The 25,794-nt window shown below is 43.4% G+C and carries 22 protein-coding genes; 20 read left to right on the top strand and 2 right to left on the bottom strand.

Annotation, left to right across the window (positions count from 1 at the left end):
• Positions 1 to 23 precede the first annotated feature (23 nt).
• From B5X60_RS17345 to B5X60_RS17325, 5 genes are all read left to right on the top strand, one after another.
• Positions 24 to 1,064, top strand: a complete 1,041-nt coding sequence (locus B5X60_RS17345; RefSeq protein ID WP_079704003.1) for a DUF1611 domain-containing protein — start codon at positions 24 to 26, stop codon at positions 1,062 to 1,064.
• Positions 1,061 to 2,125, top strand: a complete 1,065-nt coding sequence (locus B5X60_RS17340) for a mandelate racemase/muconate lactonizing enzyme family protein (protein WP_079704002.1) — start codon at positions 1,061 to 1,063, stop codon at positions 2,123 to 2,125. Before B5X60_RS17345 ends, B5X60_RS17340 begins: the two co-directional genes overlap by 4 nt.
• A 1-nt stretch (position 2,126) precedes the next feature.
• Positions 2,127 to 3,512: an APC family permease gene (locus tag B5X60_RS17335; protein WP_079704001.1), complete on the top strand. Its 1,386-nt coding sequence runs from the start codon at positions 2,127 to 2,129 to the stop codon at positions 3,510 to 3,512.
• Positions 3,513 to 3,516: 4 nt separating this feature from the next.
• Positions 3,517 to 4,698 carry a cystathionine gamma-synthase family protein gene (locus tag B5X60_RS17330; RefSeq protein WP_079704000.1) on the top strand — a complete coding sequence of 394 codons (1,182 nt, stop codon included), beginning with the start codon at positions 3,517 to 3,519 and terminating at the stop codon, positions 4,696 to 4,698.
• Between the two features lie 95 nt (positions 4,699 to 4,793).
• Positions 4,794 to 6,056 (top strand): serine hydrolase domain-containing protein, encoded by a 1,263-nt coding sequence (locus tag B5X60_RS17325; RefSeq protein WP_079703999.1) that lies wholly within the window; start codon positions 4,794 to 4,796, stop codon positions 6,054 to 6,056.
• Between the two features lie 107 nt (positions 6,057 to 6,163).
• Here the strand turns inward: B5X60_RS17325 and B5X60_RS17320 are convergent, their stop codons facing one another.
• On the bottom strand, positions 6,164 to 6,595 hold the full coding sequence (locus tag B5X60_RS17320; RefSeq protein ID WP_079703998.1) for an SRPBCC family protein: 432 nt from the start codon (positions 6,593 to 6,595) through the stop codon (positions 6,164 to 6,166).
• A 20-nt stretch (positions 6,596 to 6,615) separates the two neighbouring features.
• Positions 6,616 to 6,939, bottom strand: a complete 324-nt coding sequence (locus B5X60_RS17315; protein ID WP_079703997.1) for an ArsR/SmtB family transcription factor — start codon at positions 6,937 to 6,939, stop codon at positions 6,616 to 6,618.
• A gap of 223 nt (positions 6,940 to 7,162) precedes the next feature.
• Here B5X60_RS17315 and B5X60_RS17310 point away from each other — a divergent pair, with 223 nt between their 5' ends.
• The 15 genes from B5X60_RS17310 to B5X60_RS17240 all read left to right on the top strand — a co-directional run bounded on the left by B5X60_RS17310 (position 7,163) and on the right by B5X60_RS17240 (position 25,769).
• Complete coding sequence (locus B5X60_RS17310) at positions 7,163 to 8,551, top strand: gliding motility-associated C-terminal domain-containing protein (protein WP_170878487.1); 1,389 nt, start codon at positions 7,163 to 7,165, stop codon at positions 8,549 to 8,551.
• A gap of 182 nt (positions 8,552 to 8,733) precedes the next feature.
• Entirely contained in the window at positions 8,734 to 9,870 is a 1,137-nt protein-coding gene (locus tag B5X60_RS17305; protein ID WP_079703995.1) for a DUF2341 domain-containing protein, read from the top strand.
• Positions 9,871 to 10,063: 193 nt separating this feature from the next.
• Positions 10,064 to 10,492 carry a PTS sugar transporter subunit IIA gene (locus tag B5X60_RS17300; protein ID WP_079703994.1) on the top strand — a complete coding sequence of 143 codons (429 nt, stop codon included), beginning with the start codon at positions 10,064 to 10,066 and terminating at the stop codon, positions 10,490 to 10,492.
• Complete coding sequence (locus tag B5X60_RS17295) at positions 10,485 to 10,955, top strand: PTS system mannose/fructose/N-acetylgalactosamine-transporter subunit IIB (RefSeq protein ID WP_079703993.1); 471 nt, start codon at positions 10,485 to 10,487, stop codon at positions 10,953 to 10,955. The genes B5X60_RS17300 and B5X60_RS17295 overlap by 8 nt, the downstream gene beginning before the upstream one ends.
• A 39-nt stretch (positions 10,956 to 10,994) precedes the next feature.
• Positions 10,995 to 12,566 (top strand): PTS system mannose/fructose/sorbose family transporter subunit IID, encoded by a 1,572-nt coding sequence (locus B5X60_RS18410; RefSeq protein WP_221406276.1) that lies wholly within the window; start codon positions 10,995 to 10,997, stop codon positions 12,564 to 12,566.
• A 7-nt stretch (positions 12,567 to 12,573) separates the two neighbouring features.
• Positions 12,574 to 14,292 (top strand): phosphoenolpyruvate--protein phosphotransferase, encoded by a 1,719-nt coding sequence (gene ptsP / locus B5X60_RS17285; RefSeq protein WP_079703992.1) that lies wholly within the window; start codon positions 12,574 to 12,576, stop codon positions 14,290 to 14,292.
• Positions 14,293 to 14,382: 90 nt separating this feature from the next.
• A complete protein-coding gene (locus tag B5X60_RS17280; RefSeq protein WP_221406275.1) occupies positions 14,383 to 14,649 on the top strand; it encodes an HPr family phosphocarrier protein in 267 nt (88 codons plus the stop codon).
• Positions 14,650 to 14,664: 15 nt separating this feature from the next.
• Positions 14,665 to 15,420: a 6-phosphogluconolactonase gene (locus tag B5X60_RS17275; protein ID WP_079703991.1), complete on the top strand. Its 756-nt coding sequence runs from the start codon at positions 14,665 to 14,667 to the stop codon at positions 15,418 to 15,420.
• 385 nt (positions 15,421 to 15,805) lie between these two features.
• Entirely contained in the window at positions 15,806 to 17,581 is a 1,776-nt protein-coding gene (locus B5X60_RS17270; RefSeq protein ID WP_221406274.1) for a glycoside hydrolase family 9 protein, read from the top strand.
• Positions 17,582 to 17,604: 23 nt separating this feature from the next.
• Positions 17,605 to 18,780, top strand: a complete 1,176-nt coding sequence (locus tag B5X60_RS17265) for a DUF5009 domain-containing protein (RefSeq protein ID WP_079703989.1) — start codon at positions 17,605 to 17,607, stop codon at positions 18,778 to 18,780.
• A 62-nt stretch (positions 18,781 to 18,842) separates the two neighbouring features.
• The gene (locus tag B5X60_RS17260; protein ID WP_079703988.1) at positions 18,843 to 19,607 is read left to right on the top strand and encodes a ThuA domain-containing protein; all 765 of its coding nucleotides are present in this window, start codon (positions 18,843 to 18,845) and stop codon (positions 19,605 to 19,607) included.
• An 18-nt stretch (positions 19,608 to 19,625) separates the two neighbouring features.
• Positions 19,626 to 20,402, top strand: coding sequence for a ThuA domain-containing protein (locus B5X60_RS17255; RefSeq protein WP_079703987.1), 777 nt, complete (start codon positions 19,626 to 19,628; stop codon positions 20,400 to 20,402).
• A 24-nt stretch (positions 20,403 to 20,426) separates the two neighbouring features.
• Positions 20,427 to 21,218 carry a ThuA domain-containing protein gene (locus B5X60_RS17250; protein ID WP_079703986.1) on the top strand — a complete coding sequence of 264 codons (792 nt, stop codon included), beginning with the start codon at positions 20,427 to 20,429 and terminating at the stop codon, positions 21,216 to 21,218.
• A 21-nt stretch (positions 21,219 to 21,239) separates the two neighbouring features.
• Complete coding sequence (locus tag B5X60_RS17245; RefSeq protein WP_079703985.1) at positions 21,240 to 22,739, top strand: SUMF1/EgtB/PvdO family nonheme iron enzyme; 1,500 nt, start codon at positions 21,240 to 21,242, stop codon at positions 22,737 to 22,739.
• Positions 22,740 to 22,763: 24 nt separating this feature from the next.
• On the top strand, positions 22,764 to 25,769 hold the full coding sequence (locus B5X60_RS17240; protein ID WP_079703984.1) for a glycosyl hydrolase family 28-related protein: 3,006 nt from the start codon (positions 22,764 to 22,766) through the stop codon (positions 25,767 to 25,769).
• Positions 25,770 to 25,794: the final 25 nt, after the last annotated feature.

Genomic DNA, 25,794 nt, shown 5'->3' with positions numbered 1-25,794 from the left:
TTTTTTTAACTTAATATATTAAAATGATACCTAATGCCCTGGTGCTTACTGGAGGATTACTCCATACTTCTGATGCTAAAACTGCTCATGGATTAATACGCGAAAGCAATCGCTTCAATATTGTAGGCTTTGTTGACAGTGCTAGCGCGGGAAAAGATGCCGGGGAGGTACTGGATGGCCGGAACCGCAATTTGCCGATATTCGCGAGTGTCAATGAGGCACTTGATACAAAGCCTGAATATTGTGTTGTGGGTGTTGCTACAACGGGCGGCATATTTCCTGACAGTATGCTTGCCGATGTAAAAATTGCTATAAAAAACGGCCTCTCGATTGTAAACGGGTTGCATGATTACCTGAATGACCGTCCCGAAATGCTAGAGCTTGCAAAGCAATATAATGTCGAGTTAATAGATATAAGGAGGCCAAAGAACAGGAAGGACCTTCATTTTTGGACTGGAGCTATTAAAAAGCTTGAAATTCCTGTTATCGCCATGTTGGGTACAGATTGCTCACTTGGTAAAAGAACTACTACCCGATTTATTCTAAAAGCCTGTTCGGAAAATAATATCCATGCGGAGATGATTTACACCGGGCAGACCGGATGGCTGCAAGGCGGCAAATACGGTTTTGTGTTCGATTCTACCCTGAACGATTTTGTTGGAGGTGAGATGGAACACGCGATACTTTCGTGCGCGAAAGAAGCGAATCCGGATGTTATCTTAATAGAAGGGCAGGCTGCGTTGAGAAATCCAAGCGGCCCGTGCGGCTCGGAAATGCTGATCTCGGGGAATGCAAAATATGTGGTATTAGTACACGCTCCCAAGCGCAAATATTATGAACATGAACCCTCATGGGGCGCTATTCCTGATCTGGAATCTGAGATTGAACTGATTAGGCTTTATGGATCAAAAGTGATAGCAATCGCTTTAAATACTGAAGATTGCAGTAGGGAAGAAGCGCTGGATTTCAAGAATAAGTTCCACGGGCGATATAACCTTCCTGTCATGCTTCCTTTGGAAGAAGGATGTGACGATTTAATTCCTTTGATAAAAGAGCTTCTATGAAGATCAGGTCGATCAAGGCTTACAAGAGATCTCTTGCGCTAAAGAAGCCATATACTATTGCCCGAGACACATTTTACGATACTGAAAATGTGTTCCTTGAGATCGAACTTCAAAATGGAATAACTGGCCTCGGCGCAGCTTGTCCTGAAGGAGCAGTTGTTGGTGAAACAGCAGAAAAAACAATCAAAAATCTGGAGTCAGACCTCGTCCAGCAATTGGTCGGCAAAGATATCCGAGAGTTTTTGGGGCACATTTCGGAGATTGCTGAAATCTACGGCCATTTTCCTGGGACGATGGCTGCTATCGACATTGCGCTTCACGATGCTTTTGGACAATGGCTAGAGGTTCCGGTGGTAGATTTTTATGGGAGGAAACATAAGAAGATGCTTACATCAATCACCATCGGTATCAAAAATGTTGAGGAAACCATTGAAGAGGCAAAGGAGTATTACGATCAGGGATTTAGAGCCCTCAAAGTAAAAACCGGCCTGGACTCTCGGGAGGATGCAGAACGGATTTTAAAGCTGAGGGAAGTGTTCAATCGCCATTTTAGTATCCGCGTAGACGCAAACACAGGCTATGATGCACAACAACTTGGTCATTTTTTAGACCTTACTAAAAACGCCGATGTGGAAGTGATAGAGCAGCCTTTTTTGCCGGGCAAAGAAAATGATTTACTCCAATTTTCGGAAGAGCTTAGAAGCGTATTCACAGCGGATGAGTCGTTAACTAGTCCTGCTACCGCACTGTCACTGACCAAAGCCATGCCTTATGGTATCTTTAACATCAAGCTAATGAAGTGCGGGGGAATCAGACCTGCATTGCAGATTGCTGATATCGCGAGACATGCCGATATTAAACTCTTTTGGGGATGCAACGATGAGAGTCTTATTAGCATCACAGCTGCACTACATGCAGCATTATCTTGTAGTCATACGCGATTTCTTGATCTTGATGGAAGCTTTGATCTGGCGGAAGATCTGGCTGAAGGAGGTTTCGTTTTGGAAGACGGTTTTCTCACCACAAATAGTAAAAGCGGTTTAGGCCTAACTAAATTATAAAATGGCAGCACCAACGCTCGACAGGACCATAACCAGGTGGCCGGCAATACTTCTGGTAGTAAGTGCTATTGTAGGCTCGGGCGTGTTTAAGAAAATTGCGCCTATGTCGGATTCTTTGCAATCCTCCGGCTGGATATTGATTTGTTGGCTCACTGCCGGGGTGCTTAGCCTGATTGGTGCTTTATGTACCGCAGAGCTTGCTGCCATGATGCCAGGGTCAGGCGGCGAATATGTTTATTTCAAGAAGATCTACGGTAAATTTTTTGCCTTTTTGTATGGCTGGGGTAACTTGACAGTGATGAAATCGGCTTCGATAGCAGCTCTTGCCTACATATTTTCGGAATCTGCCTACAGTCTTTTTAATCTCCCAGTTTTAGATCTCCCGGTTCTGGGGTTTTTAGGATTAAACGCCGGAGCAAAGATCATCGCATCTCTACTTATTTTTTTTCTCAGCTTCATTAATCATCGGGGCGTGGTCTTCGGGGAGAGGTTGAGCAGATTTCTTATCGCCGGAATTATCATCGCTATATTGGGATTTTGTGTTGCAGCGTTTGTATCCTCTGAGGGAAGTAGAAGCCATTTTACTACTGGAGCAAATGCACCGACAGGCTGGCCCATGATTGCGGCATTTTTCGCAGCTTCTGTTAGTGCATTTTGGGGCTATGAAGGCTGGAATAATATTGGTTATCTGGGGGAAGAAGTTAAAGAACCCCAAAAAAATATTCCTCTGGCACTGACGGTTGGAACCTTTAGCGTAATCATTCTCTATATGATGGTTAATGCGGCTTACATCTATATTTTGCCGGTTGCAGATTTAGCAGCCCTGAACACAATGGCTAACAAAATTGCTGCCGTGGAGGTAGCGCGTGTAATCAGTGGGAGTGGAGGTGCAATCCTGTTATCGGCTCTAATTGTTTTGGCTACTTTCACCTGTACGAACAGTACGATTCTGATGTCGTCCCGAATGGTGTATGCCATTGGCAGGGATAAATTATTCTTCAAAAAGGCAGGAGAAGTTCACCCAAAATATCATTCACCATCACACGCATTATGGTGGCAATGCGGCTGGTCCATTATACTAGTCTGGTCAGGTAGTTTTGACCAGCTTACAGATCTGTTAATATTCGCCTCATTTATTTTTTACGGTGCAACAGCTTTAGGAGTAATTGTAATGCGTTACAAATTTCCGAAAGCGGACCGGCCATATAAAGTGATTGCCTATCCTCTTTTACCTGTTATCTTTACACTGTTTTGCATGACACTTGTTGTCGTTACGGTCATTCAAAATCCAGTACAAGCCCTGGTGGGTTTGATACTTATATTTTCCGGAGTTCCGGTTTACCTTTATTTTTCAAGCCGAAATACCACAGATCCTTTAATAGAATAGTACCATGGAACAAAAAAAATACTCCAAATCAACAGAAGCTGTATGGGCAGGAGAAGACAGTCCTTATTTTAAAGGGGCAGCGACTACTCCTATCGTCAACAGCGTAGCATTTGCATACACCGACCTTGACGAATGGTATGACGTATCAGTTGGAAAATCCGAAGGGTTCATATACAGCCGAAATACCAACCCAACAGTAGCAGCATTGGAAGAAAAGATCAGGGTATTAGAGAACGCGGAGGCAGCAACGGCATTTGCTACTGGTATGGCAGCAATCAGCAATACACTTTTTACTTTTCTAAAACCAGGCAAGCGGGTTGTTTCTGTAAAGGATACCTACGGCGGAACAAGCAAACTTTTCCTGGATTTTTTTCCTGCATACCACGTAGAAATTAAGCTTTGCGAAACCGGGAATCATGACGAGCTGGAACTAGAGATAGATAAAGGCTGCGATCTGGTATACCTTGAAACACCTACGAATCCAACGCTGAAAATCATTGACATCAAACGTATCGCGGCTGCCGCAAAGAAAGTCGGCGCAGTTGTAGTTGTTGATAACACTTTTGCTACTCCTATCAACCAAAATCCGCTGGAACTGGGTGCCGATCTTGTACTTCATAGTGCCACCAAATATCTTTGCGGCCACTCCGATGCTATGGGCGGACTTCTTGCAGGTAAGAAAGATCTTGTTCAGCAGGTTTTCCACTTTCGTGAAATAAATGGTGCAAGCTTACAGGCGGATCCCGCTTATATGATCGCCAGGGGTATGAAAACTTTGGAACTTCGAATATCACGTCAGAATGAATCTGCTTTAAAAATCGCACGTTATTTGAAAAGCCATTCAAAAGTTAGTGATGTGTTTTATCCGGGACTGGAAACCCATACAGGTCATGAAATTGCCAAATCGCAAATGCGTGGATTTGGAGGTATGCTGAGCTTCGCGCTTGACGGAGGTTACGATCTTGTCGAGAAATTCCTGCCTGCATTAAAGCTTGTCCACCTTGCAGCAAGCCTCGGTTCGGTAAGCACGCTGGCTGGTCCGCCGCGTACAACAAGTCACGTTGAATTGACGACCGAGCAAAGGGCGCTATTGGGAATACCCGAAAGTTTGGTAAGGTACTCAGTTGGGATTGAAAATGTGGATGATTTGTTGAGCGATTTGGAACAGGGGCTGGACAGGCTTTAATCCTGACACCTAAATTTCCTGCTGGGATATTATTTCACAGTTCGAACAAAGGGATTTTTATTCTTATATTCATATTTCAATAATAGTTTAGTTTCATGCATAAGCATTCCAAGATAATTTCTTTAGTCGCCTGTTTCCTGACAATTGCTTTCTCTTCGTATTCACAACCAGATGGCCCCCGGGACGACGTAATTCGCTATTCTGAAGGTCAGATTGCTGCAAGAGATTGGAGAGAGAATCGTAAATTTATAAACGCATTTTTGTCTGAAAAGACAGAAAAGGATATAAAAGCGATCATGAAAGTTCAGGACATCATTGGAATGTCGCTGGCTGTGGTTAAACATGGTAAAATCATCTATGCTAATTCATTTGGCTATAACAATATCGACCAAGTTAGGATGCTTAAAAATGATGACATCTTCCGGATCGCATCTATTTCTAAGTCATTCTCAGCAACCTCGATCATGCAACTGGTCGACGCAAAGAAAATATCTCTCGACGATGATTTTGGAAAACTGGTTGGATTCAGGATTAGAAATCCCAAATTCCCCGATCAGGTTATCACGCTGCGAATGGTCATGTCACATACTTCCAGTATCAATGATAGTCAGGGATACTTCAATCTCGATGTAATAAACCCAGATAAAAACCCTGACTGGGCAAAATGCTACAATGATTACGCTCCAGGAGCGGATTATCAGTACTGCAACTTGAACTATAATATGGTGGGTACTGTCATTGAACGGGTTTCTGGTGAGCGTTTTGACAATTATGTAAAGAACCATATCATAAAGCCGCTGGGTTTATATGCCGGTTATAACGTCGATTCTCTGGATAATCAGAAATTCGTCACGCTATATGACTACGATTCTAAAAACAAAAAATTCACTCCATCACCACAGGCATATGCCCCGCGTAGAGAAGAGATCTCCAAATATGTTATGGGGTATTCAACCCCCATTTTTTCGCCGACGGGAGGAATGAAAATATCTGCAATTGATCTTGCAAAATATATGATCATGCATATGCACAATGGTAAAGCAAATGGCACTCAAATAATCTCAAAAAAGAGTTCTAAGATCATGCAAACCAAAATTGCTGATGAAGAGAATTATGGTCTTGCCCTTGGGACAAATCGTGAAGACATCATCCCTGGAGAAAAGATGACCGGCCATACCGGATCATCCTACGGCCTTTATAGCACGATGTTTTTCAATCAACAGAAAGATTTCGGATTTGTGGTGATTGTAAATGGCAGCAGTACAGCTGATAAATATACCAAAGGACTGCGGACCATTATGTATACTACTATTAACAGTTTGTATGATAATCTGATAAGTAGCAGTAAAGTTAGATAGGTGTTAGTAGTAAATTGGTTTTTAGTGGTTAGTTGTTAGTTTGTCAGGCAATGCCTCTACGTCGCCCAGGCTAACTACTAACCAACTAATCACTTACACAATCATTTTCACAAAGCTTCAACGTAGTTTTTCAGGGATTCGCCAAGGATAGAGTTCCAGCCTTTGGTAAAGCTTGCCACCTCGAAATTTGGATCTCCATTTGAAAAGCTGCTAAGTCCATCGTGTGTTAGTATAACACGTGTTTTATTTTCACCCACTTTCGTAAGTTCCCAGGTCACCACCGAATATCCTGCATTTTTTTCATAGGTCCAGGTATGACTGAGCTTATTTGGCGGGTCAACTTCAAGTACCTCACAGTTATGAACATACTGTACATGTTCATCGCCGCCGGTAAAGCTGAACTTAAAGCCTTTCTCAGCCTTAAATTCCTTTAGGTCAAAGTACCATTCTTTCATTTGATCTTTGTTGGTAATGGCATTCCATACTTTTTCAATCGACGCGTTGTATGTGCGTTCTACAATCAGTGGTTTCGTTTCCATTTTTTATTTTATTGATATTTTTATTTTTCACCATTTTCCTGTTCCAGGAAATCTCCCAGAGCATCTAGTTTCTTGTTCCAGAATTTTCGGTAAGTATCAAGCCACTTATCAACCTCTTTAAGTTTTTGCAGATCTGCACGGCAGTACCGATCCCGGCCATCCTGGCGGATTATAATTACTCCGCATTCGGTTAAAATCTTAATGTGCTTTGAAATTGCGGGCCTGCTGATGGCAAAGTGACCTGCGACCGCATTTAAATTCAGCGATTGCTGGCTAAGCAATTTAATTATATCTCTCCGTGTGGGATCGGATATTGCCTGAAAAATGTCTCTCCTTAATTCCATATAGGTAACCGTATGGTTACAAATTTATATGTAATTAAGTGGTTACGCAAATTTTCAGCAAAAAACTTTTAAATTTTAGGCTACTGCATTTCATCCCGGGATTAATTTAAAAAACAGCCTGTCAACTACTCATTAAAGTCTTAGTTTTAGACATCTACATTGAGCGATGCTAATAAGGATTTCAGTTTGTCTTATTTTGTTGGCCTTCCTGCCGCTTATATCCATGAGCCAAACATGTACCGGGAGCTTCGGGGAACCCGTGGTCAATCTTACTTTCGGCACGGTAGCCAATCCAGTTTCCGGCAGTTTTACCAATTATACGGCCACTTCAACTACCTGTCCACCTGATGGAAGCTACACACTCACAGGGATCACAAGTGGCTGCTTTGGAGGTAATTGGCATACGATTTCGCAGGATCACACACCAAATGACAACAATGGAAATATGATGCTTGTAAACGCATCGACCGCGCCAGGCGAATTTTTCAAGGAAACTATTGGTGGTTTGTGTACAGGGACAATTTTTGAATTCTCTGCCTATGTCATAAATGTGTTAAAACCAACTGCAGCCGGAAATAAACCTAATTTAACGTTCATTATTGAATCAACTGATGGAACAGAATTAGGTAAATATTCTACAGGTAACATCCTCGAAACACCTAGTCCAGAAGGGAAGAAATACGGAATGATCTTTACTACCCCAGTAGGTATTTCGCAGGTCACATTAAAAATTATAAACAATGCGCCTGGTGGCAATGGTAATGACCTCGCTATTGATGATATTACCTTCAGAGCGTGTGGTCCTGTAATTGAGGCTAAAATAAATGGGGGAATAGTCCCCGTTTCATTGTGTGAGGGGGAAAAGAGCACAATATTGTTAAGTGCCGATGTGTCTGCCGGTTACAACGCACCCGCATATCAATGGCAGATCAGCATTGATAATACAGTCTGGACTGATATACCCGGAGGTAATACAAAAAACTTAACAGTTACGATCCCATCAGCTGCAGCTGGAGGATACAAATATAGACTCACCGTAGCGGAGCAGGCAAACATAGGTTCTGTAAAATGCAGGGCATTATCGGAAGCCCGGGAAGTGGTGGTCATTGACCGGCCGACAGTTGATGCGGGGCCTGATAAATCATTTTTTAAGGGAATCCCCGCGCAACTAGATGGGAAAGCGGGCGGGAACGATGTTAGTTATTTATGGAGCCCGCCCAATTACCTTGACGATCCTACTAAGCTTAATCCGCTTGCAAGTCCGCCGGTTGAAACGACTTATACACTTGAGGTTACCAATGCGTGCAATGTGACTGTGCGCGACGAGATGGTGGTCAAGGTTTATCTTGAGATAAAGATACCTAATACCTTCAGCCCTAATGGAGATGGGGTAAACGACGTATGGAATATTGGAGGCCTGATATCTTATTCTGACGCGATAGTAAAAATATTTAATCGGTACGGCGATCTTGTCTATACCTCTCGTGGTTATGATTTACCCTGGGATGGAAAATACGATTCAAAAACTCTACCTGTTGGCACCTACTATTATTTAATCGACCTGAAAACGGGGGAGAAATCTTACAGTGGACCAGTCACTATACTCGAATAGAGCGTAATCTTATCCCTCAACGCAAAAGTACTTCAGTTGTGCCACCCTACTTAAGCACTACAAGCAGCCTCAGCTGTCATCAAAGAGATCAGATTGTAAAAATATTAAGGGTTCTTTATTTAGTTTAGGTTTTAATTAGCCAGCGGCGGGCAGCTAGAACCTATACCGAAATTCTGATAATTATGAATTCTTTACGACACGTTACTTCTGTTTATGCGATCCTTCTGGTCTCTGTTGCAAGTGCACAGGATTTTGCTAAATCCAGGTTCAGGCAGACTTTTGAACTGAACACGAGTCCCAATGGAGCTAATGTTAAAGGTGATGTTTATAATTTTCCTGTTGCCATAAGCCTGAATGAGAAGAACTTCAATTTCTCCGAAGCGAATGGAAATGGTTCTGATATACGTTTTTCAAGGGGCAAAGACACCGGATTGCTGGCGCATAGTGTAGAGCTTTGGGACAAGGAAAATAAAAGCGCTTTGATCTGGGTGAAAATGGATGTGAGTGGTAATAAATCGGGGCAGACTATTTTTATGCATTGGGGTGATGTAGCTGCTCAGAATATGAGTGATTCGAAGGCTGTATTTAATAATAAAGAAGGTTTTGTTTCTGTGTGGCATCTTGGTGAAACGAGTGATACTATAAAAGATCATTATAAGGACGCAACAGCAAATGCTGCTCACGGGACAGGCATAAATATAAAAAAGGGTTCATCAGTAAACGGCCGTTTGGGCAAGGCCGCCGCATTGATTAATTCGGAAAAGGAATGGATTCGAATTGACGCCGGAGACCGTAAAATATTTGATCTCACTAACAAAATGACCTTTTCGATCTGGGCGATGGCCAATAGTTATCCGAATAAAGGTGGTTACGAAACCATGTTCGCCAAAGGAGACAACTCCTGGCGTCTTCAGAAGTTTGGGATAAAGAGCTGGCATAATCCTCCGGCTGATCTGATAGAGATTTGTGTAGAAGAGCCGCCGCACGCTGATCTTTGCCTGGTTGGTAGGACTGATATGGTTCCGAAGAAGTGGTTTCACATTGTTGCTGTGCACGATTATCCTAATCTCAAATTATACGTAAATGGGGTCCTCGACAACACCGCAAATCTTCAAACAAATTGGATATCAGATGTCCATCCGGTAGGGATTGGGAATCAAAGTCAATTTCCCGACAATGGGCGCTCGTGGGACGGTATCTTAGATGAGGCAAGGGTGTACAATCTTCCTAAAGATGAGAATTGGATAAAATTGGATTATGAGAGCCAGAAAGAAGGGCAGCAGTTTTTAACGTGGAAGCAGAAGGAGGTTAAATTTTAGGGTGGAGAGTTGAGAATTCAAAGGGGGAAGTGGAGAGTGGAGAGTGGAGAGTGGAGAGTGGAGAGTGGAGAGTGGAGAGTGGAGAGTGGAGAGTGGAGAGTGGAGAGTGGAAACTGTATAAGTTAGGATTTTTTAATGATAATGTGGATTGTCAATTGCCTATTATCAATTTATCAGCTTGCATTAATGAACTATGAACGGAACGCGTAAGTTTTTGATTGCATCACATGGTAGCCTGGCGAGCGGGATAAAATCGTCGCTGGATATTATAGTCGGTGAAATGGACAATGTTTTCTTGATAGAAGCTTATCTGGCTGAAAATAAATCCATTGAGGAAGAGGTAAATGAGGTGATGAATACGCTCGGCAATGAGGATGAACTTATTATCTTCACTGATCTTCTGGGTGGCAGCGTGACAAATCAAATGGCAGTTTTTACCGGAAATGACAATGTTCATCTGGTGGCTGGGTTTAATCTGGCATTAATAATTGAGGTTTTACTCTCAGATGCGGAAGCCCCGATTGCTGCAGTAATAGAAAGTGCGGTAAATAACGCAAAATCGCAAATGGCGTATGTTAACCGGATGATTAACTCGAGTAAGGAAAAATTGAATCATGATTAAACTAACACGGATTGACGACAGACTAGTTCATGGTCAGGTTGCTTTGGTTTGGACACCTTCACTGTCAGCAGACTGTTTGATCGTTGCGAATGATAAAGTGGCGAAGGACGATTTTCTTAAAATGACTTTAGGATTTGCCAAGCCGGCAAATGCGAAGCTGCTGATCAAATCTCTTGATGAAACTGCGGAGTTTCTGAATAATCCAGAAAATGAGAGCCTCAGTGTGCTACTTATCATAAATTCAGTACAGGATGCTTTAACCTTGTCGGATGCAATACCTGAGATCACATCAATAAATTTCGGAGGCTTGCGCGGTAAAGAAGGATCAAAACTTATCTCTAAAGCTGTGGCCGTTACTGAGGCCGATATTGAAATAAGTAAAAAACTTCTGGATAAAGGTATCGAGCTGGAGGTGCGTCAGGTGCCGGGAGACAAGAAGCAAATGTTTATGGACCTTGTATAGCACATGACATTTCCGATCATATTTATAAAATAAGCAGACTTGCAGGTAAACTACATACTAATCACATTGATCGCCATGTTTGGACACATGGAAGATTTTCTGGGCACAACCTTGCTCAGCAGGCCACTTGTGCTAGGACCGCTTGTTGGCCTTGTTCTTGGCGACGTAAATCAGGGGGTGGTGATTGGCGCAACACTTGAGCTCATATTTATGGGGAACATCAAGGTGGGTGCGGCTATTCCGCCTGATGTCATTACGGGCGGCGTGCTCGGGACGGCTTTTGCAATCATGTCGGGTCAGGGTCCAGCTATAGCACTCGCACTGGCAGTGCCAATATCTATATTTGCAGAAATGGTTATCAGCGGACTTTTCGTCTTCAGGCCAGTATTCAACAAGAAATTCAATCAATATGCAGAAGAAGGAAACTATAGAAAGATCGAGCGACTCCATATTGCCTCCGGACTATTAAAGCCCCTGTTGATGGGTGTAATCGCATATCTATCTTTGCAGCTTGGCTCTGGTGTGATTAAAGGCTTTCTGGAATCTATCCCTGATTGGGTGCATGAAGGTTTAGGGGTCGCAGGAAACATGCTTCCTGCGCTCGGCTTTGCCTTGCTAATGAATCTGATGTTTAATAAGAAGGTTGCCCCCTATTTTTTTCTGGGATTTGTTCTTAGCAGTTACCTTAAACTGCCAATGATAGCGATTGGTGCACTGGGTGTGATAACTGCCCTAATTATTACAAGTATCACGCATAAAGAAGATGAACAATCAGCACCTCCCAAAGATAGTGCGTCGGGAAAGTCAGCATCAAAAGTTACGAGGGGTGATATAAGAAATGTTTTCTTCAGATCGATGGCCCTGGAAGCAAACTTTAACTTTGAAACATGGCAGAATACCGGCTTTGCATTTTCTATACTACCCATCCTCAAACGGCTTTACCCAAAACAGGATGCAATGAGAATTGCCCTCAAAAGGCACTTGCAGTTCTTCAATACGGCCCCACATGGCTCTACGCTGATCCTTGGCATGACCGCAGCAATGGAGGAGCAGAACAGTAAAGACGATAATTTCGACTCTGAATCTATTAATGCCGTCAAAATGGGTTTAATGGGTCCATTGGCCGGGGTATTTGATTCTTTGTTCTGGGGAACATTAAAAGTTATCGCTGCTGGGGTTGGAACGTCGCTGGCTTTAGAGGGGAATATCCTGGGACCAATTCTGTTCCTTCTAATATTCAATGTGCCCCATCTTGTGCTGAGATATAATTTAACTTTTATCGGCTATAATCAGGGAAATAAATTCCTGCAGAAATTGTCGCAGAGCAATGTGATGGACAAGCTTACCTTCGGGGCATCGATCCTTGGATTAATGGTAGTCGGTGCTATGCCTGCGCTGCTGATGTCAATCAAAACTCCTTTGGCCTTAGGTGCTGGTGGCTCGGTAGTCAAGTTACAAGGTATCCTCGATCAGATAGTTCCAAATATCCTGCCGCTTGCCCTGACGTTTTTTGTTTATTACCTGGTGCGGAGGAATGTTAAAACGACATATCTGCTGTTTGGACTGCTTCTTTTTGGATTTCTAGGAAGTATATTTCATATCTTAACGTAGAAATGATATGAAAGGAATAGGAGTTTCTTCTGGAATAGCTATAGGCAAGGCGTTCGTTATTAAAAAGAGCGAGCATGCATTAACGGGTATACTACTAAGCAGTGACTCCGGTACATTCTCAGAGATTGCCAAGTTCGATCAGGCGGTGGCGACATCTGTACAGGAAGTGCAATTGATCATCTCGAATAAAGATCTGAAACTGCAGGAAGAGGAGATTGCGATACTGGAAACTCAGATTGAATTTTTGAGTGACCCGCAGATCAGGATCGATGTACTTGATAAGATCCAGAACAATCACAGCACGGCACATGATTCATTAATACTGGTGATACATAAGCTTGTTGAAATGTTCAAGAACATGGATGATGAGTACATGAGCGCGCGGTCGGCAGATATTCAGGACATAGGCTACAGGATCCTAAAACACTTGAATAATTCATTTCATAGTGCTGCAATTACGCTGGAGAAGGACACTATCATTATCGCAGAAGATATTTCTCCTTCGGATACCATTACGATGGACCTGGAGCATGTTATAGGTTTTGCCACAGGCGCTGGCAGCAGGACATCACACACCGCTATCCTCGCCAAAGCCAAGGGAATCCCGGCCGTAGTAGGATGCGGAGACAGACTGAGTCTCATCAAAAATAATGATGTAATAATTCTGGATGGGAAGAGTGGTTATGTGCTGGTTAATCCTGATAACGCGAGTCTGAATGAGTATATCCGTTTGAGAACCGACCATATCAGGATGACCGAAGCTTTGAAGTCGTTGATGGATGTTTCTGCCGTAACGGTCGACGGCACTGAAATATCCCTTATGGGAAATATCTCGGATGCAGAGGGTCTAAATAACGTTTTTGACAATGGCGGAGAAGGTGTAGGGCTCTTCAGAACTGAAATACTATTCATGGGGCGTAGCTCCTTGCCCTCAGAGGACGAACAATTTGCCTTTTATAAGAAGGTTGCAGATAACTCCAATAACTGCCCTGTTGTAGTCAGGACCATTGACATTGGAGGTGATAAAGAGATAAAATATCTAGGCTTAGCGAAGGAGCGAAACCCTTTTTTGGGTTACCGTGCGATACGGATCTCGCTTGATCAGCCCGATCTTTTCATTGCCCAGCTTAAAGCGATCCTCAGGGCAAGCGCATTCGGGAATTTCAAGATCATGTTCCCAATGATATCAAATATCAGCGAGCTGAGACGAGCAAAGGAACTGCTCGAACAAGCCAAAGAATCCCTCAGGGCGGGTAACATAGCTTTCGATGAAAATCTTCAAACGGGTATCATGATAGAAATACCCTCGGCAGCTATCATGGCAGACATTTTTGCAAAGGAAGTTGATTTCTTCAGTATAGGAACTAATGACCTTTGTCAGTATACCCTTGCTGTCGACCGGATGAATGAAAAGATCGAACACCTGTACGATCCGTTCAACCCGGGTGTTCTCAGGCTTATAAAGTACACGATTGAACAGGCCGAAAAGAACAATATCCATGTTGGCATATGTGGGGAAATGGCTTCTGAGCCGCTGGCTGTTCAACTTCTGCTGGGAATGGGACTTCGGGAACTTTCTATGAATGCAGGTTCAATATCTGAAGTGAAGGAAATTATCCTTAACACAGACATCGAGAACGCAAAGGAATTATGTGGAAGGGTAATGGAAATGACCGATTCGGACAGTATTGTCAAATACCTGAAGGAACAGAACAGAGCGCGGTAATTAAAAAGCTTTTCAGGGGATTGAAATCTATTATATCGTTCGCAATGCGTTCGCGGATCACTTTTGAGAATAATAAGCTAAATCACATACATGATAATTAAGGAATACACCATCCAATCAGCAGACGGATTGCATGCCCGTCCTGCAACTACCTTAGTCCGGCTGGCTAAGAAATTCAAATCATCCATGCAGATCAAAAAGGATGATAAACAGATAGAGCTCAACAGCCTATTGAATGTCCTCGGCCTCACGCTGAAATATGGTGACTCAATCTCATTAATCATAGAAGGACATGATGAGCAGGAAGCCGCTGCCGCTGTTGAACAATTCTTCCAAGAACAATTAAAAAACCTTTAAACCTTTAAAATCATAATGAAGATCACCATTACAAAGAACGAGCACGAATTTAATGTTACTGCAGCATGGCGGATCATCGCACAGATGCTCGAAAAGCCTAACGCTGTGATAGGGCTGTCGACCGGTCAGACAACGATAGATATGCATGCAATTGTTTCAAAAATATACGCTGAGTATCCTTTTGATGTATCAAAAATTACATTGTTCAACGTCGATGAGTTAACAAATCTATCGCGGGATTATGCGGGCAGCTGTTATACCATGATCGTCAACCAGATTGCGGGACCCCTCGGAATTCCCGATGAAAATTTTATTATGCCTCCAACATTATCTGATGATTTTGAAGCAGAGAGCCGCTTATTTGAAGAGCGTTTAGCCGAGCGTGGTGGTGCAGATCTACAAATGCTGGGGATTGGAAGTAACGGGCATATAGGCATTAACCAGCCAGGTACTCCCTTTGAAAGTGAAACCTGGGTATCGCCGATGGATCCTGACTTTGAGGCCCGGGTGAGAAGAGAAACGCAGGTGCCCGAAAATATAGAGTTAGGCGGACTTACACGAGGCATTAAGAATATCATGCATACCCGCAAGCTTATCCTCATAGCAAAGGGTGCACATAAAGCAGACATCGTCGAGCAAGCCATTATGGGTCCAGTCACAATAGATATTCCTGCTTCGATTGTTCAGATGCATCCTAACTGTGAAATTCTGCTTGATGCAGATGCGGGCAAAGGGATTCCGGACTGGGCCAGAGCGAAATATTCTAAATAAAGCTTGCGGCAAAACAGCATGGAGAATTTAATATCAGAGTAGAACAGCAAAATATCGCAAAATCAATAGTGTTTCGACCTCTCAATTTGAGGCTCATCTCAGTGTGATCTCAGTGTGATCTCAGTACCATCACTGTGTTGAGCGTGTGTTATCGGATAAAGCTGAATCTTGCTGTTTTCATGCTGTTTTTAGATTCAACAGAGGTATACTTCTGGCGAAGGAGCACGAAGCTGCCGAAGAGATGATTGATTCTGGAACTTCTTTAAAAAGTGCTGGACTTTGTAGTGGTAATGTAGTGCCTCAAAAATAGCATCGAATGCTCTTTAATAAGAGATTTACATAAGGCTAACTAATTAACTTTTGAGGGAAGAATTAAATGACCGCTATGAAGAAACTTATAAAGTCCATTGTTCTGACTTTCCTATTCCCTGTGATGGGTTTCGCGCAGACTGCAATTTTTACAAACCAGGTGGGTTTTGATAGCCGCGGACCGAAACTGGCGGTTGTCAGGCTGGACGCTGAGAATAAGTCAAAGGTTTCCTTTAGCTTACTAGATGCCCAAACTTCGAAGGCGGTCTATACGGCGTTGCTTGGTGAGCCAATGGAAATCAGGGATTGGTTTCCAGGTAAGTTTTTTCACAAAGCAGATTTCTCATCCTACAGTAAAGCGGGAAATTATAAAATTGCCGTATCGATTGATGGAACTCAAACCGTTTCAGAAGAATTTAGAATCGATGAGAATGCATTGGCTAAGCTTACAATGCCTGCCATTGTAAGATACTATAATAAGCAACGGGCAAATACTCCGGAGGAGCTTGGGGCAGATATCAAGATTAAACCTAAAGGCAGCACTAAGGAAGTGGATATGCGCGGGGGATGGGCAGATGCATCGGGTGATATCAGTAAGTATTTCTCACATCTGGCCTATGCCAATTTTATGTCGCCGCAGCAGATCCCGCTTGTTACCTGGTCATTGATCAATACTACGGAGGCAATACCAAAGATGCTGACATCTCTGGGGATCCAGGATTCGATAAAAGACGAAGCACTTTACGGAGCAGATTACATGATGCGTTCCTTGTCGTCTGATGATTACTTCTACATGATCATCTTCAGTCATTTTAAAAAGGATCCGGCGGCAAGGGATATTGTCGGACTGCTGGCAAATAGTGTTACTACCACAGATTACCAGAGTGCTTTCCGCGAAGGAGGCGGGATTGCTATTGCCTCTTTAGCCAGGATTTCTCAATGGAAGAAGAATGGCGTATTTACTGCAGACCAATATTTGGATGGGGCCAAACGTGCCTTTGCACATCTGCTAGTTAATAACAGCAAATATGCCGATGACGGCAAGGATAATATCATCGATGATTACTGTGCTCTGATGGCGGCTACTGAGCTCTGGATTGCAACCGACGAGCCGCTTTATCGCGATGAGGCCAGGAAGCGTGCGGCAAATCTGACAGCAAGGATGACTCCGGAAGGATATTTCCGTTCCGATGATGGTGACCGGCCTTACTTTCATGCTTCTGATGCGGGTTTGCCGGTAGTGGCATTGTCGCGTTATTTGAAAAAAGAAAAAGATGCAACCTTACGTACTGCTGCGTTAAATGTGATCAGGAAAGCTCTGGATTACAACCTGGCGGTAACTAATAAAGTTGCCAATCCCTTCGGTTATGCCCGGCAAACATTCAAACATAAGGGTACTATAAAAGAAGGATTTTTTATTCCCCATGAAAATGAGACAGGCTGGTGGTGGCAGGGGGAAAACGCACGATTAGGTTCTTTGGCAACAGCTGCATTAGTTGGCGGACGGCTGGTATATCCCGCACAGGGCAATTGGGGAGTGAAAGCTCCGCTCGCGGAATATGCCTCACAGCAATTGTCGTGGGTATTGGGATCAAATCCTTATGCTATGTGTTTTATGTATGGTTTTGGGAAGAATAATGTCCCATATATGGCGGCATTATTTGGACATGGCTCGCAGGCTGGGGGAATATCAAATGGTATAACCGGGAAGGATGGCAACGGAGACGGTTCCGGAATAGATTTTAAACTGCATGCAGATGGAAATGAGTGGCGATGGACTGAACAATGGATCCCGCATGCCGCTTGGTTCCTTCAGGCAATAGCCGCAATAGCAGAGGAACCCTCTAAATAAATAACGCATTCTAAACCGTCGAAATGAAGCAATTACCAAATCGTCTATTGTCCATCGATGTGTTCAGGGCCATAACTATGCTCCTGATGATCTTTGTGAATGATGTAAGTGGAGTAAAGAATATCCCGGAATGGATAGAGCATGTTTCTGGTAAAGATGACGGGATGGGTTTTGCCGATACCATATTCCCTACCTTTTTGTTTATTGTAGGATTGTCGCTACCCTTCGCCTTACAAAATAAAATGAAGAAGGGCGAATCCTTCCTGAATATTGCTGCTTACATTCTGTTGAGATCGGCGGCACTGATCATTATGGGCTTCTTCCATGTAAATTTTGGTAGTTACAATGCCGAAGCTGCAGGGCTGTCATATAGCTGGTATGTGATCCTCGTTACCATCAGTTTTTTCCTGATCTGGCTGGATTATCCTGAAACTATGGATAAGATGAAGAAGTTCATTTTAATTGGAATCGGAGTTGGCATCCTGATGCTGATGGCATCCATCTTTAAAGGAGGAGATGCTGAAAAGCTGCACGGCCTCCGACCATCCTGGTGGGGTATCCTTGGTATCATCGGATGGGCGTATCTGGTATGTGCAACTGTATTTTTATTGGTAAAAGGAAATTTGAATGCTGTGATTGCTGCATTCATCATCTTCATGGGGATCAATATTTTGAAACATATGGATCAACTAAATGTGGATATCTGGCTGATCGGGGATGCCTCGTCGGTATCTCTAATTATGGCTGGTGCGGTGATTTCGCTGCTTTATTCTGAGATCATCAGCAAGGGACAGGACAGGAAGCTGTTGGGAGTTTTTGCGGCACTTGGCGTATTGACGTTAGCCGCGGGCCATGTTGTACGGCCATTTGCGGATGGCATTTCGAAGATCAGGTCTACGCCTGCCTGGGTGCTTATCAGCATTGGTACGGCTATCCTTGTTTTTGAGTTGCTGATATATTTGATTGATGTAAAAGGCCAGAAAAACTGGTTCAAGGCAATCAGTCCGGCAGGAACAAGTACCCTGACCTGTTATCTCATCCCCTATCTTGCTTATTCTGTAATGGGCCTTTTTGATACCTGGTTTCCACCCTTTTTCAGTACCGGCGGCTGGGGGATATTCCGCTCTTTCGCTTTCGCGTTTGCGGTCATCTTACTTGTTGGGCTGATGGAAAAAAGAAGGATACGGTTAAAGGTATAATATGATTGAACTCCATTTTGTGAAGTCTTGCTGAGGTTATTTGAATATTTAAAGATAATCAAATGAAAATTAGAGCTCTTTTTATTAGTACACTGCTGTCGGTTCTTACTTTGGCAGCCATGGCGCAAAAGCCTAAATTCAGAGTATTGGTAGTTGCGTCTGATGCGAAGGATCATGTCAAAATGATTACTGCTGCACGTCCCTTTTTTATGAATCTTGGAAAAGAGAATGAATTCGCAGTTGACTTTACCGACGACTCAAGTATAATAAACGATCTGAACTTATCACGTTACCAGGTTTTTGTGATGCTGCATCTGGCTCCCTTCGATATGAAACCTGAAGAACAGGCGGCACTACAGCGGTTTATTGAACAGGGTAAAGGATGGGTTGGGATCCATGCCGCCGGTCTGACTGGCCAGACCTTTGGTAATGCCCGTGTTCAGCCGTATTGGCAATGGTTTGAAGACTTTATGGGAGGGATAACCTATTCGCCTCATCCTGCCTTTCAGAAAGGAAGACTGATCATTGAAGACCGCAAGCATCCGGCCACTAAAGGTATGCCACCCACAATAGAAATTTCAGATGAGTGGTACGAGTGGAGTAAGAGTCCCCGTGCAAATGTGCGGGTGCTGGCTGTTGCCGACGAGTCAAGCTACAAACAAACAATTGTGATGGGTGATCACCCCTTGATATGGACCAATGAGAAATATCCTAAGACGATTTATATTGGGGTCGGTCATGATCCTTCGGTACTGGAAAATAAAGATTACGTAGCCCTGCTTAAGAATTCCATCTTATGGGGTGCCTCAAAGAAGAAGAAATATTAAGGAAAAATTTAAATTGATATGAAACGCATATATGTAGTTTTATTTATCTGCGCACTGCTTTTGGGAGGCGCTGCCTGGGCCCAGGATAAGACACCAAGATTCAAAGTTTTAGCAATCGGCGAAAATGGAGGCCATCACATTCTTCACACCAAAGCTGCGAAGATTTGGCTGAATAAACTGGCGGCGGATAGTAATTTCACTATTGATTATTATTCCAACTCAAAGCCAATAACGAAGGCATTCCTTGAGCAGTATCAGCTGTTCATACAAATAGATTATCCACCGTATACCTGGAGTAAAGAATCCGAAAATGCTTTTATTGAATATATAGAGCAGGGTAAGGGCGGATGGATAGGCTTTCACCATGCAACACTGCTTGGCACTTTTGACGGCTTTCCCTTATGGCAATGGTTCTCCGACTTTATGGGCGGCATTAAATACAAAAACTACATTGCAGATTTTGCAGCAGCTTCGGTGAATGTAGAGAACAAGAAGCATCCGATTATGAAAGGTGTTCCGGCTTCTTTTCCGATCATCAAGGAAGAATGGTATACCTATGATAAGAGTCCAAGGCTGAGTAAGAATATCCAGGTGCTGGCCAGTGTTGATGAAGACACATACACTCCTGTACGGGATATTAAAATGGGTGATCACCCGGTGATCTGGACAAACACAAAGATGAAAGCAAGGAACGTCTATATTTTCATGGGACATGCACCTGAGCTCTTCGAAAACCCCTCATATACCACCATGTACCGGAATGCTATTTTTTGGGCGGCCTCTAAAAAGAAATAATGATGCTTCACGAATATTAAATCAATGATTAAAACTTTTATCAGGCTGAGCTTGTTCTGTTCGATCATTCTAGCGGCCATATTCTCATCAGCTTTTGCCCAGGAGCAAAAGCCGCAGTTTAAGGTTGTTGCATTTTATACAACGAATGTGGAAATGGATCATGCAAACTTTGCTAATGATGCACTCTATTTTTTTAAGCTTATTGCTGGTCAGCAGAATTTCACCTTTGATGCAACTACGGACTGGACTAATTTGAATGATGACTTTCTTAGTAATTACCAGGTTGTGATCTGGCTGAATAATTCTCCCGGCGGTGCTGATCAGCAGGCTGCTTTTCAAAGATATGTCGACAAGGGAGGTGCATGGTTCGGATGCCATGTTTCAGCATTTAATTTAGCAAGTTCAAGATGGAAATGGTTCAATACTTTTCTGGGAGGTGCTATGTTCAAAAGCAACAACTGGCCTCCTCTTCCTGCCAAAGTTATTGTTGATGACCGAACCCATCCCATTACCAAACGGCTGCCGGCAACTTTTGAGTCACCTTCGGGTGAATGGTACCAGTGGGAACCCAGTCCGCGTTTAAACCCTGATGTTAAAGTCTTGGTAACTCTGGCGCCGGATAATTATCCCTTAGGGATAAAGAGCTTCATCAGCGGAGGTGACACTCCTGTGGTTTGGACCAACACCAGGTATAAAATGTTATATATGAATATGGGCCATGGCAATAAAATCTTTTCAAACCGGGATCAGAATAACATGATCACTGATGCGGTGATATGGCTCGGGGGCGGTGTGAGAAAAGAAAATGTTAGATAGAATTGAATCAATCTCATACCAATGAAAAGATATTTAGTTTTCATAGTAATTCTGCAGCTGTGTACGATTATGAATCTCTCAGCTTTCGCTCAAAAGCCGGAATTTAAAGTGCTTGCATTTTACTCTACAAAAGTTGAATCAGATCATGTAGATTTTTCTAATGATGTCCGTGCTTTCCTGAAAAATCTTGCGGTACAAAAGAATTTCACATTTGACGCTACAACAGACTGGACAAACCTTAATGACACACTTCTCAGGAATTATCAGGTAGTGATCTGGATCAATGATTTCCCGCACAGTGAAAATCAGAGATCAACCTTTCAGAGATACATGGAAAACGGCGGGGGCTGGCTTGGCTTTCATGTGGCGGGATATAATGATAAAACTACCAAATGGCCCTGGTTCCTGAGCTTTTTAGGTGGCGGCGTGTTTCACAGTAACAGCTGGCCGCCAATTCCTGCACGCTTATTAGTTGACGACACAAACCACCCAGTAACGAAGCGAGTTTCGGCAGCTTTTGCTTCTCCAGTAAACGAATGGTATCAGTGGAAGCCGAGCCCGCGGGAGAATAAAGATGTAAAGGTGCTTGTTTCTCTGGACCCTGAGAATTATCCTCTTGGTATTAAAGACATCTTAACAGGAGGAGATAACCCGGTGGTTTGGACTAATACGAAGTACAATATGATCTACATGAATATGGGTCATGGCGACAAAGTGATGAGCGATTATATGCAGAATAATATGATTACAGACGCAGTATTATGGGTTGGAAAGAAGAAAAACCCGTCAACTACCAATCCTGTTGCGTTAATCCAAACAATCAGCACTCCTACAATTGAAATCCCAGAAATGATAACGGTTCAAGGCGGTGCCTTTATGATGGGCGATGAAACCGGACTGGGTAATAAAGATGAGATGCCGGTGCATGAGGTTAAGCTTACGACCTTTAAAATCGCGAAAACTGAAACGACGGTTGCTCAATGGAGGGCCTTCTGTAACGCTACGAATCGCGCTATGCCTGCTGAACCAGCTTTTGGGTGGCAGGAAGATCATCCCATAGTCAACGTTAGTTACGATGACGCCATCGCATACTGCTATTGGCTCAATGAAAAAGGAGCGAAATTTAGATTGCCCACAGAAGCCGAATGGGAATTTGCGGCCAGAGGGGGTGTAAAAACAAAATCTTATAAATACAGCGGAGGTGATATTATAGACTCAGTTGCCTGGTATGGCGGCAAAGGCGGATATGGAACCAAAGCTGTGGCAAAGAAGCTACCCAACGAACTTGGGCTTTTTGATATGGCCGGGAATGTTTACGAATGGGTTAGTGGTGGCTATGATCCCGCGTCTTATGCATCAAGTCCGAAAGAAAATCCGAAGGGGACGCCGAACGCGAGGTTTTACGTCCTAAGAAGCGGAGGATTTGACAATGAAGCTTTCAAAAGCCGGATCACTTACAGGAATATCCTGCTGCCTTCCCGCAGTAATTTTAATAAAGGATTTAGGGTTGCATCAGATTGAATTTATCCCGTCTATATTTTACAAATGAAAAAACTTCTCCCCATCATTTATCTTGTTTTCATCAATGCGGTGTGCTTTGCGCAGAAAGCTCTCGTAAACCCGGCTCCAAGTACATCGTTCTATACTGTGATGCCTGTCGATCCGGAGGCCGCTTATTTTAGCGCGGAAAACTTTGATATTAAGGCAGACGGCCGAACAGATGTTTCAGATGAGTTACAAAAAGCGATTAATCAGGTTAAGACAATATATAATTTTGGAATTGTTTTTATACCTGAGGGGAAGTACCTCATATCTAAGACGATCTATGTGCCACAGGCTATTCGGATTATTGGATATGGCAGTAAAAGACCTGAAATCATTCTAGCTTCGAATTCGCCTGGTTTTCAAACGCCTGATCAGGCAGATAAAGGAAAGGCGAAGTATATGTTTTGGTTTACAAGCGGAATCGTGCAGCCGGGCAGGCCAGTCTCCGATGCTGGTGCGGGTACTTTCTATAGCGCCATGTCTAACATTGATTTACGTATTTCTGATGGTAATCCGGCTGCTGTTGCCTTGCGGACTCACTATGCACAGCACAGTTTTATTGCTCATGTTGATATTCATATTGGTAAAGGGCTTGCAGGCATGTTCGATGTAGGGAATGAGATGGAAGATGTTCGTTTTTTTGGAGGGGACTATGGGATCTACACGACTAAACCATCGCCCGGATGGCAGTTTGTAATGGTAGATACTTACTTTGAAGGTCAACGGAAGGCCGCTGTAAAAACTCAGGAAGCCGGCCTTACAATCATCAGAATGAAAGTTAAGAATACCCCAACAGTGATTGAGACCAACCGGGATTTCTATGAGAAATTATTCATGGAAGACAGTCAGTTGGAAAATATAAGTGGGCCAGCAATTATAATAAGTAATGAGGGTAATGCCTATACGCAGATCAGCCTTCGGAATGTAGATTGTAAGAACGTTCCGGTTCTGGCAAAACTTCGAAATAGTGGAAAAGAATTTAAGCAGTCAGCAGCTATTTACAAAGTAGAAAACTACAATTATGGACTGCAAATGGACGACCTGGGATCCAAGCCTGTTTATCAAGTTAGGGAAGAAATAATAGCTCTGGCATCTATTCCAGCTGCCGTTAAAAAAGACATTCCTGCCCTGCCGGATATGAGCACATGGGTGAACATTCGCGCACTCGGGGCCAAGGGAGATGGAACAACTGATGACACGAAAATAATTCAGGACGCTATAGATCAAAATATTGCTGTATATATTCCGCAGGGTTGGTACCGTGTCACACAAACAATCAAGCTTAAGCCGAAGTCGGTTCTTATTGGACTTAATCCGATTTCTACGCAGTTTATAATTACTGATAACGAGCTGGCATTCGGCAGTTTCGGCCCGCCGAAGTCTCTGCTTGAAACTGCAGTTGGCGGCTCGACCGTTGTGAGCGGTATTGGTTTGTTTACCGGAACCAGCAATCCGAGGGCTGTAGCTTGCAAATGGATGGCCGGGGCGGATTCTTACATGAACGATGTCAAGTTCGTTGGCGGTCACGGAACTATGTCGCGCCCGCAGCCAATTTCAGGCGGGAGCGGCCAGGGAGCCCAGAGAAACTCTTCCACAGTTTTGCCAGGGAAGGATTCTTTGTGGGATACTCAATATTGGAGTCTCTGGATAACAAATAATGGAGGGGGAACATTTAAGAACATCTGGACGGCCAATACCTACGCCACTTCAGGCATTTATGTCTCTGATACTTCCACTCCGGGACGGATTTATGCTATGTCTGTAGAACACCACGTTCGCAATGAAGTAAGGCTCAAGAATGTTTCCAACTGGAAAGTTTATGCTTTGCAACTGGAGGAAGAAAGCCGTGAGAGTTCCGACTGCCAGCCAATGGAATTGGAGGGCTGCAGCAACATGGTATTTGCAAATCTTTATATGTTCAGGGTTATCCGGATTGGAACCCCATATCCCTATTCTATTCGCGCAAGCAATAATAAGAACGTGGAATTTTTGAACGTTCATAATTATAGCCAGATAAAATACACGACCAATCTCCCCTTGTACGATGTAAACAGTAAGATACAGGTGCGGCCATGGGAGTTTAACAGACTTTTCATTAGCGGATCGATCGATCCAGGAACCAAGGCAGAAATGGTCGGCGAGGTGAAGGAATTGGTGAAAGGTTTTGAATTCGCTGATGGAATTACAAGCGACAGTAAAGGAAATATTTATTTCAGCGAGTCGCGGATGAGGCGCATTTACAGATGGTCGCCGCAATCAAAGAGCCTAAGCCTGATCGCGGATTTTCCCTGGGAACCACTATCGCTTGGAACAGACAAAAATGATAATCTTCTGGTTGTTTTTAAATACGTTCCGCGTGCTGGCTATCTGGTAGATGGCAAACCTGAAAGTTTTCCAAACCCTCCTGATGCGGCTGGTACTTCTTTCAGCGGCTGGGGAAATTCCGGGTTCGGAACTTTGGTTTATTCAATAAATCCCAACCGCCCGGAGGAATCCATTAAACTGCTTGATAAAGTTCCTGTTCAGGATTTACCGAAAATCTATAAGACTTTAAACCCGGCAAACAGGCGCCGTGATTCAGGCGATTTCAACAAAGTAAGTACAAATCACTTTACCCATTATTTTATGGCACCAGATGGGGTAACAGCCATTCCGGTCGTTTACGATCTGGCAAGATCCAATTCCCTGGTGGAAGGCTATCCGGGGAAATCCCTCTATGCAACTGATGAGTATCTAAAAAGAACTGTTAAATTTAATGTTGGCTCTGAAGGTTATCTTTCTGACCCTAAGATATTTGCTGAGAAAGGAGAATTCAGCTCCGCAGTGGATAAAGATGGCAATGTGTATGTTGCTGACGGACAAATTTACGTTTATAATCCGCAGGGAATCCAAATAGGCGAGATTGAAGTTCCCGAACGGCCATCTACAATAGTTTTTGGTGGAAATGACCATCAAACTCTATATATTACAGGCAGAAATTCACTTTATAGTGTTAGAATTAAATAAGTAACCAAATACGGTCATAATAATA

The organism is Daejeonella lutea (assembly GCF_900168015.1).
GTDB classification, from domain to species: Bacteria; Bacteroidota; Bacteroidia; order Sphingobacteriales; family Sphingobacteriaceae; genus Daejeonella; species Daejeonella lutea.
Note: the sequence above shows the minus strand (reverse complement) of the source record. Positions and strands in the feature narration are given on the sequence as shown.

Coding starts and splice junctions, on each gene's coding strand:
- B5X60_RS17240 (WP_079703984.1), top strand. CDS start 22,764: ATGAAAAAACTTCTCCCCATCATTTATCTTGTTTTCATCAATGCGGTG.
- B5X60_RS17260 (WP_079703988.1), top strand. CDS start 18,843: ATGAAAATTAGAGCTCTTTTTATTAGTACACTGCTGTCGGTTCTTACT.
- B5X60_RS17330 (WP_079704000.1), top strand. CDS start 3,517: ATGGAACAAAAAAAATACTCCAAATCAACAGAAGCTGTATGGGCAGGA.
- B5X60_RS17320 (WP_079703998.1), bottom strand. CDS start 6,595: ATGGAAACGAAACCACTGATTGTAGAACGCACATACAACGCGTCGATT.
- B5X60_RS17270 (WP_221406274.1), top strand. CDS start 15,806: ATGAAGAAACTTATAAAGTCCATTGTTCTGACTTTCCTATTCCCTGTG.
- B5X60_RS17325 (WP_079703999.1), top strand. CDS start 4,794: ATGCATAAGCATTCCAAGATAATTTCTTTAGTCGCCTGTTTCCTGACA.
- B5X60_RS17335 (WP_079704001.1), top strand. CDS start 2,127: ATGGCAGCACCAACGCTCGACAGGACCATAACCAGGTGGCCGGCAATA.
- B5X60_RS17315 (WP_079703997.1), bottom strand. CDS start 6,939: ATGGAATTAAGGAGAGACATTTTTCAGGCAATATCCGATCCCACACGG.
- B5X60_RS17255 (WP_079703987.1), top strand. CDS start 19,626: ATGAAACGCATATATGTAGTTTTATTTATCTGCGCACTGCTTTTGGGA.
- B5X60_RS17310 (WP_170878487.1), top strand. CDS start 7,163: ATGAGCCAAACATGTACCGGGAGCTTCGGGGAACCCGTGGTCAATCTT.
- B5X60_RS17265 (WP_079703989.1), top strand. CDS start 17,605: ATGAAGCAATTACCAAATCGTCTATTGTCCATCGATGTGTTCAGGGCC.
- B5X60_RS17345 (WP_079704003.1), top strand. CDS start 24: ATGATACCTAATGCCCTGGTGCTTACTGGAGGATTACTCCATACTTCT.
- B5X60_RS17340 (WP_079704002.1), top strand. CDS start 1,061: ATGAAGATCAGGTCGATCAAGGCTTACAAGAGATCTCTTGCGCTAAAG.
- B5X60_RS17305 (WP_079703995.1), top strand. CDS start 8,734: ATGAATTCTTTACGACACGTTACTTCTGTTTATGCGATCCTTCTGGTC.
- ptsP (WP_079703992.1), top strand. CDS start 12,574: ATGAAAGGAATAGGAGTTTCTTCTGGAATAGCTATAGGCAAGGCGTTC.
- B5X60_RS17295 (WP_079703993.1), top strand. CDS start 10,485: ATGATTAAACTAACACGGATTGACGACAGACTAGTTCATGGTCAGGTT.
- B5X60_RS17275 (WP_079703991.1), top strand. CDS start 14,665: ATGAAGATCACCATTACAAAGAACGAGCACGAATTTAATGTTACTGCA.
- B5X60_RS17245 (WP_079703985.1), top strand. CDS start 21,240: ATGAAAAGATATTTAGTTTTCATAGTAATTCTGCAGCTGTGTACGATT.
- B5X60_RS17300 (WP_079703994.1), top strand. CDS start 10,064: ATGAACGGAACGCGTAAGTTTTTGATTGCATCACATGGTAGCCTGGCG.
- B5X60_RS17250 (WP_079703986.1), top strand. CDS start 20,427: ATGATTAAAACTTTTATCAGGCTGAGCTTGTTCTGTTCGATCATTCTA.
- B5X60_RS17280 (WP_221406275.1), top strand. CDS start 14,383: ATGATAATTAAGGAATACACCATCCAATCAGCAGACGGATTGCATGCC.